The organism is Mycobacterium sp. NPDC049093, assembly GCF_040704635.1.
Lineage (GTDB): Bacteria > Actinomycetota > Actinomycetes > Mycobacteriales > Mycobacteriaceae > Mycobacterium.
Genome location: NZ_JBEZJS010000005.1, coordinates 252,989 through 266,715, shown reverse-complemented (window position 1 = coordinate 266,715; position 13,727 = coordinate 252,989). Strand labels below are relative to the sequence as shown.

The window sequence follows — 13,727 nt, the reverse complement described above, 5'->3', positions numbered from 1 at the left end:
GCGTCAGTCGCCGGTGAGCTTCAATGCGCTTGCCGGGCACAGCTTGACGGCCTCGCGCGCATGCGCGATCTCATCGTCGGGCACCTCATCGACGAGGACTTCGACCACGCCGTCATCGTCCTGATCGAAGACGACGTCGGAGACCATCACGCAGTTGCCCGAGGCGATGCAGGCATCCCGATCTGCTTCTACTTTCATGGCGCTCACCACGTTACCGCCAACGATTTGAGGCCGTAGATGAAGTGGAAAGACCGGTAGGCGACGTCCTCGAACGGCTCGGCCAGCCCGAGGTCCGGGAACCTTTGCAGCAGGGCCGGGAAGGCGATCCGCATCTCCATGCGGGCCAGCGGAGCACCGAGACAGTGGTGCACGCCGTGGCCGAAGGCCAGATGCCCGGGCGCACCGCGGCGGATGTCGAGCATGTCGGGGGTGTCGATGAAGTCGGGGTCCCGGTTGCCCGCGGGCAGGGAGGCGAAGACCAATTCGCCTGCGGGTATCCGCACGCCGGCAACATCGACCTCGGTGTTCGTGAAGCGCGGGATGGCGTTCTGGACGATGGACAGCCAGCGCAGCAGTTCCTCGACGGCGGGGCCGACGGCATCCGGGTCGTCCCGCACGGCAGCCAGTTGATCGGGGTGACGCAGCAATGCCAGGACGCCGAGGCCAAGCATGTTCGACGTGGTCTCATGCCCGGCGAGCAGCAGCAGCCCGGCGATGCCGACGAGCTCGTCGTCGGACAGCTCGCCACCATGGTCGCGGACCAGCATGCCGAGGATGTCCTCACCCGGATCCTGGCGGGCCCGCAGGACGAGGCCACGCATGTAGTCACGGCTCTGCTGTTGCAGCGCAAGACGTTCCGCGATGGACAGAGACAGGTCGAGCTGGTGCGTGGAGCGTTCCTGAAAGTCGTCGCGGTCCTCGTAGGGCACCCCGAGCAGCTCGCAGATGACCAGCGAGGGGATGGGCAGCGCAAAGTCGGCCACCAGATCCGAGGGTGGCCCCGCCGCTGCCATCGCATCGAGTCGGGCGTCGACGATCTCGACGATCCGAGGTTCGAGACGTTTCATCCGGCGGATGGTGAACTCCGCGGTGAGCATGCGGCGCAGCCGCTGGTGGTCGGGCGGGTCGAGCCCCAAGAGGTTGCCGGCGCGGGCGCTGGCCAGCTCCTCCTCGGACATCTGGGGCGCACCGGGTAGGGCAAAACCGGGTGGTCTGCTGTTGGAGAACCGTTCGTGGTCGCTCAACACCGCCTTGACGTCTTCGTGGCGGGTGATCAGGTACACGGGATTGCCGAGCGCACTGATGACCTTGCGTACCCCGTCGGTCTCACGGATCTCGCGCAGGTCTGGCGTCGGGTCGAAGGCATTGCGCCGCATGTGCACTGGCGGCAGCGTGATCGGCCCAGTCATGCCACGACGCTACCCGCACGCCAGGAAATCCCTGATCAACGTGTTGACGAGGCGGGGATTCTCCAGCGCGGCCAGGTGCGCGACGCCGTCGAGCACCGTCACGTCCGCCCCCGGAATGGCGTCGGCCATCGCGATGGTCTCCGCGAGCGGGAACGTGGCATCTTCCGCACCGGCGACCACGAGGACGGGTGCCTTCACGCGGGAGAGCAAGGCCCGCTGATCCGGCCGGCGCGGCACCACGCTCGTCACCGCCCAGGCGGCGGAATCGACGTCGACCAGGTGTACGGCATTCCGCACGAAGGCGACCACCTCGGGACGTGTGTCAAACGTCGTCGGGCCCAGGAACGCCGCGAGCACCGGGCGGGTGAGGGGACCGCGGATTCCCCTGAGCGCTTTGGCCATCCGCAGCAGCAGGCCGTACTCGAGCTTCTGCCCGCGCCCGGCGGGCGACGCCGTGCAGTTCATCAACACGGCGCGCCCGATGCGGTTCGGGTACAACGCGGCGAACGTCCCGCCGATCATCCCGCCCCACGAGTTGCCGACGAAGTGGGCGCGTTCGACGCCCACGCTGTCGAGGATGTCGGCGACGGTAGCTGCGCAGTCGGTGAAACTGAAAGGGGCCGTCAGCTTTTCGCTGCCGCCGTGGCCGGGTGGGTCGACGACGATGACCCGGTGGTCTGGTTCGAACTCCCGCACCTGGCCGGCCCACATGTCGCCGGTCATCAGCAGGCTGGACCAGAACAGGACCGCGTCGCCCTCGCCGCGGACCTGGACGCGGAGACGGCCGAGTTTCGTCGGGACTCGCAGCTCCTGCACATCTGCCAAGTTAGCGCTCGGCGTGCAGGCCCGGCCACCAGATGCGGGGACCGATCAAGGTGAACAGCGCGGGGATGATCACGGTGCGGACGACGAAGGTGTCCAGCAGGATGCCGAGCCCGACGATGATGCCCAGCTGCGTCAGCACGATCAGTGGCAGCACACCCAGCACGCAGAACACTGCCGCCAGCACCACGCCGGCACTGGTGATGACTGCACCGGTGGCCGACACGGCCCGCACGATGCCCAGTCGGGTTCCGAACTCGGGGGTCTCCTCACGGGCCCGGGTCACCAGAAAGATCGTGTAGTCCACGCCGAGGGCCACCAGGAACAGGAAGGCGAACAGCGGGGTGCTGTTGTCCAGCGCGGGGAATCCGAACAGGTGGACGCTGGCCCAGCCGCCAAGGCCGAGCGCGGCGAGTGCACTGAGCACCGTCACCCCGACAAGCACCAGCGGCGCGAACACGGACCGCAACAGGAGGTAGAGCACCGCCAGCACCACCGCGAGGATCGCCGGGATCACCACGAGCCGGTCGCGCTGGGCGGCCGCGGCGGTGTCCCTGGCCTGGGCATCGGACCCGCCCACGAGCGCACTGGGGTCCGCCGCGTGTACCGAATCCCGAAGGGCGTCAATGGTTTCGAAGGCCTCATCGGAGGCGGGTTCGCCCTTGAGTACCACCGACCACTGGCTCAGGCCCGTGGGGGACTGACCGGCAGGTGAGGCGGATACGACGCCGGGAGTATCGGTGATCGCCCGCTGCACCGCACCGCCCTTGGCGGTGGAGGCGATGACGCGGGTGGGGTCGGTCAGGCCGCTCGGGAAATGCGCGGCCAGTGTCTGATAGCCGGTCACCGATTCGGCCTGTACCCGGAACTGCTCGGTCTGCGTCAGCCCGATCGGGGTGGACAACAGGGCGGTGCACAGGACGGCGAGGCCGGCCAGCGAGACCAGAGCCACGCGGGCGGGCTTGCGGGCCACCGAGTCCGCAATCCGGTGCCAGATACCGGTTTCGGTCAGCGGTGTGGCGCCGACCTGGGGAATGAACGGCCAGAACAGTCGTTTGCCGCACAGGGCCAGCAGCGGTGGCAGCACGACCAGGACGAAGATCGCGGCGACCACCAGACCCGACGCGGCCTGCACGCCGAGGCTGCGATTACTGGGTGCCGAGGCGAACAGCAGGGTCAGCAGGGCCAGGACCACGGTCGCGTTACTGGCCACGATGGCAGGGGCGGCGGCCCGTACCGCTGTCACCAGGGCTTCGCGATGCTGCTCGCACCGCCCAAGTTCCTCGCGGTACCGCGAAATCAACAGCAGCGCATAGTTGGTGCCCGCACCGAACACCAGCACGCTGGTGATTCCCGAGGTGGAACCGTCCGGGCTCAGCCCGAGTCCGGAGGCCACCGCGGTGCCGACGACGGCGCCGACGCGGTCGGCGAAGGCGATGACCAGCAGCGGCACCAGCCACAGAACCGGTGAGCGGTAGGTGACGATCAGCAGGAGGGCCACCACAGCTGCAGTCACCGCGAGCAGTGTGATGTTCGCTCCGGCAAATGAATTGGCGATGTCGGCGCCGAATGCCGGGCCGCCGGTGATCTGGGCCCGAAGCTCGGCAGGCAGACCATCATTCGCGGTGGTGCGCAGATCCTTGACGGCGTCGTTCAATCCGAAGCCGGACAGGTCGGCCTTGAGCGGCACGGTGACCACCGCGGCCTTGCCGTCGTCGGAGACCGTCAACGGCGGGCCGGGAGCATCGGTCATCCGGTGGCGGGCATCGGCGGTGGCGTCGACGTCGCCCATGGTGAGTTCGGCGCCGTCGGCGCGGGTCACCACCAGAATCGCCGGAACCTGATCTCCACCGGGAAAATCGGCCCGCAGCGCGTCGGCCCGCGCCGACTCTGCATCAGCCGGGACGGCGACCGGTGACTGCGAGGCGGCGTCGCCGCCGCTGAGCAGGCCCAGGAGCGCGCCGGAGACGATCACGACCAACACAGCCAGCCACGCCAGACGCCTAATCACGGTTCAGTGTCGCCTCTTCCAAGTCGAGCCCATGGAGCACAGTACGCAGGACCTCGTCGTCGATGTGCCCGGCATCGCGCTCGGCGATGAACGTGTCCCGTTCGGCGGCAAGCATTTCCAGGCGCAGCCGGCGGAACGCGGATGTCGGGCTCTCACCGATGTCGGCGTCGTCGCGGCCCAGACGCTCCCAGGCGGCATTACGGCGCCGAGTGTTCCACGCCCGCAGCACGTCGGCGGCGCGTTCGGGCACATCGGTGGCGGATTGTTCGGACATCAAGGTGTCGAGCCGTTCGGCTGCGGCCCGCGCGGCCTTGTCCTGGGCCGCCGCCGTGGCGACGGCGTCGCTGTGCGCCTCGTCGCCCTGGACCCCGAGTACCCGGATGAACCAGGGCAACGTCAGGCCGTGCAGCAGCAGCGTGCCGACCACGACCACGAAGGTGAGGAACACCAGCTGTGGCCGGCCGGGGAACGGATCGCCGGCCAGCGTGGTGGCCGGAACGCCGAATGCCGCGGCCAGCGACACCACTCCGCGCATGCCCGCCCAGGCGACGACGAACAAATGTCCGCGCGACGGTGCTGGTTCCTCGGCGCAGAGCCGTTTGGAGAACAACCGGGGCAGATAGGTCGAGGCGTACACCCACACGATGCGCACCCCGATCACCGTGGTCAGCACGGCCGCCGACGAGATCGCCAGGGTGGCCGCCGAGATGCCCGCCAGCTCGCTGATGACTTTCGGCAGCTGCAGGCCGATCAGCAGGAAGGCGAACGATTCGAGGATCAGCTGCAGCGCCTTCCACACCGCTTTGTCCTGCAGTCGGGTGGCGTAGCCGGCCTGCGTCTCGCGCTGGCCCAGGATCAACGCGGCCACCACCACGGCGATCACGCCGGAGCCGTGGATCTCCTCAGCCAGCAGGTAGGTGAAGAACGGCGCCACCAGGCCGATGGCGCTCTCGACCAGTGGATCGTCGAGGCGGGTGCGGATGAAGTGCACCACCATGCCGATCACCCCGCCGACCACGATGCCGCCGACCGCGGCCAACCCGAAGGTGGCCAGGCCGTCGCCCCAGCTGGCGGCGGTGCCGATGGCGGCCCCGAGCGCCACCTTGTAGGCGGTCAGTGCGGTGGCGTCGTTGAGCAGGCTCTCGCCACCGAGCAGGGTCATCGTGCGCCGCGGCAGACCGAGGCGGCGGCCGACGGCGGTGGCCGACACCGCGTCGGGCGGGGCGACGATGGCGCCGAGGGTCAGGGCCGCGGCGATGGTGAGTTCGGGCACGGTGTGAAATGCGACGATTCCGACGGCAAACGTCGTCGCCAGCGGCAGCCCGACGGCGAGCAGCCCGATCGGCCTGATGTTGCGGCGCAACGCGACGTAGCTGCTCTCCAATCCCGCCGACCACAGCAGTGGCGGCAGGATCACGAAGAGCACCAGTTCGGGATCCAGCTGGACATCGCCGAAGCCGGGCAGTGCGCTGCCGGCGAGTCCGGCCACCACCAGCGCCAACGGCGCCGAGACGTCGAACCGGCGGGCGACGGCGGCCAGCAGTATTGCGGCCACCAGGGCCGCCAGGAGTGAGGCACCCACGTTGTCGTTCCTCCTTCGTGTGCCGTGCCTATCCTTGATCAACATGTTGAGGAGATCACGTCGGCGTGAGTCCAGTCCGATGCCTCGTACCTGTGCACATCTCGAAGCCGAGGTCCCCGAGCCGCAACCGTTGACTCCCGGACAGTGCCAGGAATGCGAGGAAGACGGCGAGAACAACTGGGCACATCTGCGGATGTGTGTGACGTGCGGTCACGTCGGTTGCTGTGACTCAAGCCCGCATCAGCATGCCACCAAGCACTTTCAGCAAAGCGGTCATCCCGTGATGCGTTCGGCGGAGCCCGGCGAGAGTTGGCGTTGGTGCTATATCGACCATCGGGTTGGGTGACGATCTGGCAGGCTGGTACGTGCGATGAGTGAATCGATTGAGGACGCGCAGACTGATGACCTGACCGATGATCAGGTCGACGGTGCCGAAGAGGCTCCGTCCCCCGAGCCCGCCGAGTCTCCCAAGCCCACCGATCCCGCGGCGACGGTGCTGCTGCTGGGTTCGGGTGAGTTGAGCCGGGAGCTCGCGCTGGCGTTTCAGCGGCTGGGCGGCGTCGTCGTCGCCGCGGACCGCTACTACGCCCCTGCCCACGGCGTCGCGGACCGCTCTGCGGTGATCAAGATGAATGACGCCGAGGAACTCGCCGCGCTGATCGAGCGGGAGCAGCCGCGTTACGTGGTGGCCGAGTCCGGCGTCATCGCCGCGGACGCCCTCGTCGCGGTGGCCGAGCGGGGTGGCATCGAGGTTCTGCCCGCCCCGCGCAGCATTCGGCTCAGTCAGGACCGCGAAGGCCTGCGCCGGCTGGCGTCGGACGAGCTGGGCCTGCCCACGGTGCCGTTCTGGTTCGCCGGGTCCGTCGACGAGCTGACTGCGGTGGCCGAGCATGCCGGCTTCCCGTTGGTGGTGAAGCCGGTGGTGGGCGCGCAGCGCGACGGGGAATCGGTGATGCTGCGGTCCGACGACGTCGAACCGGCTTGGCAGCGGGCGACCACCGCCGGACACATCGCGCAGAACCGCGTGCTGGCCGAGTCCGTCGTCGAGGTCGATTACGAGATCACGATGCTGACGGTGCGCACCGCCGGGCCGTCCGGTCCCGGAGTGCAGTTCTGCGAGCCGATCGGGCACCGTCAGGTCGGTACGGATGTGCTGGAGTCCTGGCAGCCTCAGCCCCTTTCGCCGGCTGCGCTGGACGCCGCGAAGTCCATCTCCGCCCGGATCGTCAACTCGTTGGGCGGGCGCGGGGTGTTCGGGGTCGAGCTGCTGGTGCAGGGCGACGACGTGTACTTCTCCGATGTCCGGATCCGGCCGCACGACAGTGGTCTGGTGACGCTGCGGTCGCAGCGGCTGTCGGAGTTCGAACTGCATGCCAGGGCGATCCTGGGCCTGGCGGTCGACACCATCATGATCTCCCCGGCAGCCGCCGAGGTCAGCTACGGCGGCGCCGACACCGGTGAACTGTCGGGCGACATCAGCGGTGTGTTGGCCGAGGCGCTGGCCACGTCGGAAAGCGATGTGCGGTTGTTCGGCCGACCGGGTGAATCCGACGCCCCGCGGCGGCTCGGGGTGGCCCTGGCCACCGCGCCCGATGTCATCATCGCCCGTGACCGTGCCCGCCGGGTCGGCTCCGCGCTGCGCAAGCTGTGGTGAGCCGTGATGGCTGAGGAGACGGAGGACACGGGGGACCGGCCGACGATGGCGCCGTTCCTCGGCGCGCTGGCCATCATTGTGCTCGTGGTGATCGTGGTCGTTCTACTCAACACGTTCGGTAGCGACGGGCGCAGCGAGGAGCAGAAGGTGAGCCTCGCCGCGGTCGGCCAGAACGACGCCCTGCAGCGGGAGAACTTCGGCGAGTTCACTGACCACACCTGCGTCGCGCAACGCGGCACCGAAGCCGATTTCATTGCCCGGCAGCGTGACTCGGTAGCCAAGCAGGGCGCCAGGTATGTGGACGACGTGACCGGGGTGCACGTTGAGGGTGATCGGGCCACCGCAACGGTGGTCTACCACTTCGGCAACGCCCCCGATGCCAAGGTGAACACCGAGACGGCGTTCGTGCGTGAGGACGGCCAATGGCGCGTCTGCTCGAGTATGGGAGACTCACGCCCGTGAGCTATGCAGGTGACATCACGCCTGAGGAGGCCTGGAAGCTTCTGAGCGAGAATTCCGAGGCCGTGCTGGTGGACTGCCGTACCGACGCTGAGTGGCGCTTCGTCGGTGTGCCGGATCTGTCCACCCTCGAGCGTGACGTGGTGTACGTGGAATGGAACCGGACGGACGGCGGGCACAACGACGCCTTCGTCGACGATCTCAAGGCGTCAGGAGTGACGCCGGGTGAGCGTCCGGTGGTCTTCCTGTGTCGCTCCGGCAACCGTTCGATCGGCGCGGCCGAGGCCGCCACTGCGGCCGGCATCGCGCCGTCGTACAACATCCTCGACGGATTCGAGGGCAATCTCGACGAGTTCCGCCACCGTGGCGGTACCGGTTGGAAAGCCGTCGGTCTGCCCTGGAAACAGAGCTGAAGCAGAGTTGAGGATCGATGACTGACATCCCATCTGTCCGGATCCCGGCTGCCCTGCCCGAGGGCGTCAGCCAGGCCACCATCGGCGTGCGCGGCGGTCTGCTGCGCTCGGAGTTCGAGGAAACCGCCGAGGCGATGTATCTGACCTCGGGGTACGTATACGAGTCCGCATCCGCGGCCGAGAAGGCGTTCACCGGCGAGATCGACCGCTTCGTCTACTCCCGCTACGGCAACCCGACCATCTCGATGTTCGAGGAGCGGCTGCGGCTCATCGAGGACGCTCCGGCTGCGTTCGCGACTGCCACCGGCATGGCGGCGGTCTTCACCGCGCTCGGTGCCCTGTTGGGTGCCGGTGACCGACTCGTGGCCGCCCGCAGCCTCTTCGGATCGTGCTTCGTGGTGTGCAACGAGATCCTGCCCCGCTGGGGTGTGGAGACGGTGTTCGTCGACGGCGAGGACCTCGCGCAGTGGGAAGAGGCACTGTCCGACCCCTCTAAGCCCCCGACCGCGGTGTTCTTCGAGACGCCCTCCAACCCGATGCAGTCCCTGGTCGACATCGCCGCAGTGTCCGAGCTGGCCCACGCCGCCGGCGCAAAGGTGGTGCTGGACAACGTCTTCGCCACGCCGCTGCTGCAGCAGGGCATGCCGCTCGGCGCGGACGTGGTGGTGTATTCGGGGACCAAGCACATCGACGGGCAGGGCCGCGTGCTCGGCGGGGCGATCCTGGGCGACAAGGAGTATATCGACGGCCCGGTGCAGAAGCTCATGCGCCACACCGGCCCGGCGATCAGCGCGTTCAACGCCTGGACGCTGCTGAAAGGCCTTGAGACGCTTGCCGTCCGGGTGGACTATTCGAACCGCTCGGCGCAGCAGATCGCCGAGTTCCTGGAAGGCCATCCGTCGGTGAGCTGGGTGAAGTACCCGTTCCTGAAGTCGCATCCGCAGTACGACCTGGCGCAGCGGCAGATGCGTGGTGGCGGCACCGTCATCACCTTCGAGCTGAACGCCGATGACGGCAAGGCGCGCGCCTTCGAGGTGCTCGACAAGCTGCGCGTCGTCGACATCTCGAACAACCTCGGTGACTCCAAGACGCTGATCACCCACCCGGCAACGACGACGCACCGGGCCATGGGCCCCGAGGGGCGCGCCGCGATCGGGCTGGGCGACGGTGTCGTGCGGATCTCGATCGGCCTGGAGGGCACCGAGGATCTGATCGCCGATCTCGACCAGGCGCTGAGCTAGGCGGGCCGGGCGTGTCCAAGGGCTCCGACGCCAAGAAGGCCCGCCGCCGCAAGCGGCAGGCCGCTCGTGACACGCGGTTGGTGCCCCACGAGATGGTCGACCAGTTGGCCGACATCCCGGATGCCGTCGTTGCGGATCTGGCCGAGTTCGACGATCGAATCACCGCGCGTGGCTGGACCTTTGACGAGGAGCAGTCCAACGACGACTACGCGGTGTGGTTCTACGAGCCGTCCGGCGCCCAGGTGGACGACGGCCTGCCGGTGACTTCACTGTGGCTGGACGCGGCAGAGGATGGCGAGATCGTCCGGGTGGTGTTCGTCGGCAGCGTCGAGCGCTACGAGTTCACCCATGAGGAACTGCTCGACGGTGCCCTCGACGTGATCGAGGGCTACCGTCACGGCACGGAGCTGCCGACCTTCGGCTAGCTCTTGCCGTCGGAGTCGATGACGCCCTGAGCGGCCTGGGCCCGGTCCTCGTAGGCCTTGCGCTTGGCGGTGTCGAACTCCAGGAACACGTTGTCCAGGCCCAGCTTCTTGTTCATCCAGCGACGGCCCTTGGGCGGCAGCATCTGCGCGGCCTGTGCGGTGAAGCGCAGCGGCGGCGGTACCGACACGTGTGTCTTGGGCTTGTTGAGCGTTTTGATGATCGCGGCGGCGATGTCTTCGGGCTCGACAGGCTTGATGGCCCCGCCGGACTTGGTGCCCGAGATCAGGTCGGTGTTGGTGAACGGCGGCATGATCACCGAAACGTCGACCCCGTGCGGTGCCATCTCGTCGGCCAGCGCGGTGGTCAGCCCGACGACGGCGTACTTCGCGCCGACGTACACGACCTGGCCGGGCAGCGGGATCAGACCCGACAGCGAGGCGATGTTGATGACGTGGCCCCTGCGCCGCTTGACCATGTCCGGAAGTGCCAGCTGGCAGCCGGTGAGCACCCCGTAGACGTTGACCTCGATGTTGGACCGGATCGACTGCTCGGTCTGCTCCAGGAACGGCCCGACCGGCATCACCCCGGCGTTGTTGATCAGCACGTCGATGTGGCCGCCGCCGTCGGTGCGGGCCTTGTCGAGGAACGTCGCGAAGGACTCGCGGTCCGTGACGTCGAGTGGGTAGCCGGAGACCTGGCCGAGCTTGGTCAGCTCGACGACCGCCGACTCCTGAAGGGCCACGTCACGGTCACCGATGACGACCCGGGCACCCTTGGCCAGCAGGGCCTTGGCGGTGGCGTAACCGATGCCGCGGGCGGCGCCGGTGATCGCGATGGTCTTGCCCCTGATGTTGTCCATGGCGGCGAACTTTACACGTGTCAAGTTTGGGGCGGAAGGGGGTGGCCGAGGCGGCGTAGTCTGGGCGGGCGTGATGGCGAATGGCACCGATCAGCAGGCAATTACCGAAACCGCGGAGGATTTCTCCGAGCGGATCACCGCGGCGATCGACAGCGCGGGGTTGACCCTGCTGTTGAGCATCGGCCACCAGACCGGCCTGTTCGACGCGATGGCGAAGCTGCCGTCGGCAACCAGCACCGAGATTGCCGCGGCGGCGGGCCTCGATGAACGCTACGTCCGGGAATGGCTCGGCGGGATGGCCGCGGGCCGGGTGGTCGACTACGACGCGGAAGCCTCGACATACCGATTGCCCGAACACCGCGCCGCTTCGCTGACGCGCGAGTCCGGCCTGGGCAACCTGGCACGTCTGGCCCAGTACGTGCCGCTGATGTGCGAGGTCGAACAAAAGATCCTCGGCTGCTTCCGCGAGGGCGGCGGGCTGAGCTACGACGACTATCCGCGCTTCCACACCGTGATGGCCGAGCGAAGTGGTGAGGTGTTCGACGCGGCCCTGGTCAGTGCGGTGCTGCCGTTGATCGACGACCTGCCGCGACGGCTCGAGAGCGGCATCGACGTCGCCGATTTCGGTTGCGGCAGCGGGTACGCGATCGGCCTGATGGCCGCGGCCTATCCGGCCAGCCGATTCACTGGAATCGACTTCTCGGAAGAAGCGGTCGCCACCGGGGCTGCGGCGGCGGCGCAACGTCGATTGACCAACGTCTCGTACCTTTCCGCCGACTTGGCGAACCTCGACCAGGCCGGGAAGTACGACCTCATCACCGCGTTCGATGCGATCCACGACCAGGCACAGCCCGCCCGGGTACTGGAGAACATCTATCGTGCGCTGCGACCGGGTGGGGTGCTGGTGATGGCCGACATCAAGGCTTCCAGCCGACTGGAGGACAACATCGGCGCGGTGATGAGCACGTACCGCTACGCGGTGTCGCTGACCCATTGCATGTCGGTCTCGCTCGGTCTGGACGGAGCCGGGCTGGGGACGATGTGGGGCAGGCAGCTGGCGGTGTCGATGCTGACCGACGCGGGATTCTCCGACGTGGAGGTCACCGAGATCGAGCAGGACCCGTCGAACTACTACTACCTGGCCAGGAAATGAGCGGCTCGGCAGGGTTTTGATCAGGCTGAGCCTGTGGGCATATCCCGGCCGTGGCTGCGCGTTGAAGCAGCCGTGAGTATCGGAACGGTGGTTAAGTCAGCCCCCGTGAGTGGTGTGCGGTTCGTCGCGGTCGATCTGGATGATCCACTGGCTGCCCCGCTGCTGGCCGAGCTGTCCGTGGAGTACTCGGGGCGCTACGGCGGAACGCCGGAGCAGATGATGGGTTGGCTGCGCGGGAAGTCGGCCGACGAGTTCGCCCCGCCCGGCGGTGGCCTGTACATCGGCGTGCTCGACGGTGTGCCGGTGACCGGTGGCGCCTTCACCCGATTCGACGCCGACACCGCCGAACTCAAACGCATCTGGACCGACAGTCGTTATCGCAAGCGTGGCTACGGCAGGGTGCTGCTGGCCCACCTCGAATGTGAGATCGCCGCACGCGGGTACCGGAGGGTCTATCTGACGACGGGTCACCTGCAGCCCGAGGCCGAGGCGCTCTACGACTCCGCGGGTTACACCCGGCTGACGGTGCCGCTGCCGCCCGAGGGGGAGGGGACGGTCTTCCCGATCGCGTTCGAGAAGGAGCTGACGTGACAGCCACTCCGCTCTCGATCCTCGACCTGGCGCCGATCAGTGCGGGCAGCGACGCGCAGACGGCGCTGCGGAACACCGTCGACCTGGCCCGGCACGCCGAACAGTGGGGCTACCAACGGTATTGGGTCGCCGAGCATCACTTCGTATCGGTGGCCAGTTCGTCGCCCGCGGTTCTGGTGGGGCAGATCGCCGCGGCCACCGAACGGATCAGGGTCGGCACCGCGGCCGTGCAACTCGGCCACACCACCGCGGTCGCCGTGGTCGAGAGCTTCGGCACCCTGGCCGCGTTCTACCCCGACCGCATCGATCTCGGGGTGGGCCGCTCGGGTCAGAAACGCGCCGAGGCGGTGCGGGACAAGCCGCGTGAGCCGAGGCCGCCGCGCCGGTGGCACGAGATCGACGGTGTGGTGATCCCGACGCCCTACGACGTCAGTGCGCTGATGCGGGACCCGCAGTTGCGGTCACGGATGGCCGTGTTGCAGCAACCCGAAGCGCTCACACCGGATTTCGCCGAACAGGTGGACGACATCCTGGCCATGCTCGCCGGCCGTTACGAGGTGGGTACGGCCGTTCCCGGTGCGGGTGCCGACCTGACACCGTGGGTGTTCGGCAGCAGTAAGGGGCAGAGTGCACGCGTCGCGGCCGCGCGCGGGTTGCCGTTCGTGGCGAGCTATCACATCACTCCCGCCACGGCACTGGAGGCAATCGAGGTGTACCGCAACGGATTCACCCCGTCGGAGGCCTTGTCCGAGCCCTACGTGGCGGTTTCGGCCGACGTGGTCGTCGCCGACGATGAAGCCACCGCACGGCATCTGGCGTCCAGTTACGGGCACTGGGTGTATTCGGTCCGGGCCGGCGGCGGTGCCATGCCCTATCCGGACCCGGCCGACTGTGGGCCGCTGTCCGACGAGCAGCTGGACGTGGTCCGGGACCGTATCGCAACGCAATTCGTCGGCGATCCCGATCAGGTGGCCGCCCGGCTGGAAGCGTTGCAACGCGTCAGCGGCGCGGACGAGCTCGTCGTCACCTCGGTGACGCACCGGCACACCGACCGGTTGCGCTCGCACGAGCTGCTTGCCGAGCGGTGGGGTCGTTAGCGGCTAGGCT

15 protein-coding genes are annotated in these 13,727 nt (G+C 68.0%); 9 read left to right on the top strand and 6 right to left on the bottom strand.

Annotated features, from left to right (window positions below):
* Positions 1-3: 3 nt before the first annotated feature.
* The 5 genes from AB0876_RS21570 to AB0876_RS21550 are packed head-to-tail and all read right to left on the bottom strand — an operon-like array spanning position 4 to position 5,824.
* Positions 4-198, bottom strand: coding sequence for a ferredoxin (locus tag AB0876_RS21570; protein ID WP_055110659.1), 195 nt, complete (start codon positions 196-198; stop codon positions 4-6).
* A gap of 5 nt (positions 199-203) precedes the next feature.
* The gene (locus AB0876_RS21565; RefSeq protein ID WP_526042915.1) at positions 204-1,409 is read right to left on the bottom strand and encodes a cytochrome P450; all 1,206 of its coding nucleotides are present in this window, start codon (positions 1,407-1,409) and stop codon (positions 204-206) included.
* A gap of 9 nt (positions 1,410-1,418) precedes the next feature.
* Positions 1,419-2,225 carry an alpha/beta fold hydrolase gene (locus tag AB0876_RS21560; RefSeq protein WP_526042914.1) on the bottom strand — a complete coding sequence of 269 codons (807 nt, stop codon included), beginning with the start codon at positions 2,223-2,225 and terminating at the stop codon, positions 1,419-1,421.
* A gap of 10 nt (positions 2,226-2,235) precedes the next feature.
* Positions 2,236-4,242 (bottom strand): MMPL family transporter, encoded by a 2,007-nt coding sequence (locus AB0876_RS21555; RefSeq protein WP_491837156.1) that lies wholly within the window; start codon positions 4,240-4,242, stop codon positions 2,236-2,238.
* The gene (locus tag AB0876_RS21550; protein ID WP_491837155.1) at positions 4,235-5,824 is read right to left on the bottom strand and encodes a Na+/H+ antiporter; all 1,590 of its coding nucleotides are present in this window, start codon (positions 5,822-5,824) and stop codon (positions 4,235-4,237) included. Before AB0876_RS21550 ends, AB0876_RS21555 begins: the two co-directional genes overlap by 8 nt.
* A 43-nt stretch (positions 5,825-5,867) precedes the next feature.
* Here AB0876_RS21550 and AB0876_RS21545 point away from each other — a divergent pair, with 43 nt between their 5' ends.
* The 6 genes from AB0876_RS21545 to AB0876_RS21520 are packed head-to-tail and all read left to right on the top strand — an operon-like array spanning position 5,868 to position 10,016.
* The gene (locus AB0876_RS21545; protein WP_491837154.1) at positions 5,868-6,170 is read left to right on the top strand and encodes a UBP-type zinc finger domain-containing protein; all 303 of its coding nucleotides are present in this window, start codon (positions 5,868-5,870) and stop codon (positions 6,168-6,170) included.
* Between the two features lie 24 nt (positions 6,171-6,194).
* Positions 6,195-7,478, top strand: a complete 1,284-nt coding sequence (gene purT / locus AB0876_RS21540) for a formate-dependent phosphoribosylglycinamide formyltransferase (RefSeq protein ID WP_491837153.1) — start codon at positions 6,195-6,197, stop codon at positions 7,476-7,478.
* A 6-nt stretch (positions 7,479-7,484) separates the two neighbouring features.
* The gene (locus AB0876_RS21535; protein ID WP_491837152.1) at positions 7,485-7,940 is read left to right on the top strand and encodes an Rv0361 family membrane protein; all 456 of its coding nucleotides are present in this window, start codon (positions 7,485-7,487) and stop codon (positions 7,938-7,940) included.
* The gene (locus AB0876_RS21530; protein ID WP_491837151.1) at positions 7,937-8,350 is read left to right on the top strand and encodes a rhodanese-like domain-containing protein; all 414 of its coding nucleotides are present in this window, start codon (positions 7,937-7,939) and stop codon (positions 8,348-8,350) included. Before AB0876_RS21535 ends, AB0876_RS21530 begins: the two co-directional genes overlap by 4 nt.
* Before the next feature lie 17 nt (positions 8,351-8,367).
* Entirely contained in the window at positions 8,368-9,591 is a 1,224-nt protein-coding gene (locus AB0876_RS21525) for an O-succinylhomoserine sulfhydrylase (protein ID WP_526042913.1), read from the top strand.
* An 11-nt stretch (positions 9,592-9,602) separates the two neighbouring features.
* Complete coding sequence (locus tag AB0876_RS21520; RefSeq protein WP_491841491.1) at positions 9,603-10,016, top strand: hypothetical protein; 414 nt, start codon at positions 9,603-9,605, stop codon at positions 10,014-10,016.
* On the opposite strand, the gene AB0876_RS21515 is transcribed toward AB0876_RS21520, so the two are convergent.
* Positions 10,013-10,876, bottom strand: a complete 864-nt coding sequence (locus tag AB0876_RS21515) for an SDR family oxidoreductase (protein WP_491841490.1) — start codon at positions 10,874-10,876, stop codon at positions 10,013-10,015. The genes AB0876_RS21520 and AB0876_RS21515 overlap by 4 nt on opposite strands.
* A gap of 73 nt (positions 10,877-10,949) precedes the next feature.
* Here AB0876_RS21515 and AB0876_RS21510 point away from each other — a divergent pair, with 73 nt between their 5' ends.
* From AB0876_RS21510 to AB0876_RS21500, 3 genes are all read left to right on the top strand, one after another.
* Positions 10,950-12,029: a class I SAM-dependent methyltransferase gene (locus AB0876_RS21510; RefSeq protein ID WP_526043046.1), complete on the top strand. Its 1,080-nt coding sequence runs from the start codon at positions 10,950-10,952 to the stop codon at positions 12,027-12,029.
* A 105-nt stretch (positions 12,030-12,134) separates the two neighbouring features.
* Entirely contained in the window at positions 12,135-12,620 is a 486-nt protein-coding gene (locus AB0876_RS21505) for a GNAT family N-acetyltransferase (RefSeq protein ID WP_526042912.1), read from the top strand.
* Positions 12,617-13,717 (top strand): LLM class flavin-dependent oxidoreductase, encoded by a 1,101-nt coding sequence (locus tag AB0876_RS21500; protein ID WP_491841488.1) that lies wholly within the window; start codon positions 12,617-12,619, stop codon positions 13,715-13,717. The genes AB0876_RS21505 and AB0876_RS21500 overlap by 4 nt, the downstream gene beginning before the upstream one ends.
* Positions 13,718-13,727: the final 10 nt, after the last annotated feature.

Coding starts and splice junctions, on each gene's coding strand:
- AB0876_RS21570 (WP_055110659.1), bottom strand. CDS start 198: ATGAAAGTAGAAGCAGATCGGGATGCCTGCATCGCCTCGGGCAACTGC.
- AB0876_RS21565 (WP_526042915.1), bottom strand. CDS start 1,409: ATGACTGGGCCGATCACGCTGCCGCCAGTGCACATGCGGCGCAATGCC.
- AB0876_RS21545 (WP_491837154.1), top strand. CDS start 5,868: ATGTTGAGGAGATCACGTCGGCGTGAGTCCAGTCCGATGCCTCGTACC.
- purT (WP_491837153.1), top strand. CDS start 6,195: ATGAGTGAATCGATTGAGGACGCGCAGACTGATGACCTGACCGATGAT.
- AB0876_RS21535 (WP_491837152.1), top strand. CDS start 7,485: ATGGCTGAGGAGACGGAGGACACGGGGGACCGGCCGACGATGGCGCCG.
- AB0876_RS21525 (WP_526042913.1), top strand. CDS start 8,368: ATGACTGACATCCCATCTGTCCGGATCCCGGCTGCCCTGCCCGAGGGC.
- AB0876_RS21515 (WP_491841490.1), bottom strand. CDS start 10,876: ATGGACAACATCAGGGGCAAGACCATCGCGATCACCGGCGCCGCCCGC.
- AB0876_RS21510 (WP_526043046.1), top strand. CDS start 10,950: ATGGCGAATGGCACCGATCAGCAGGCAATTACCGAAACCGCGGAGGAT.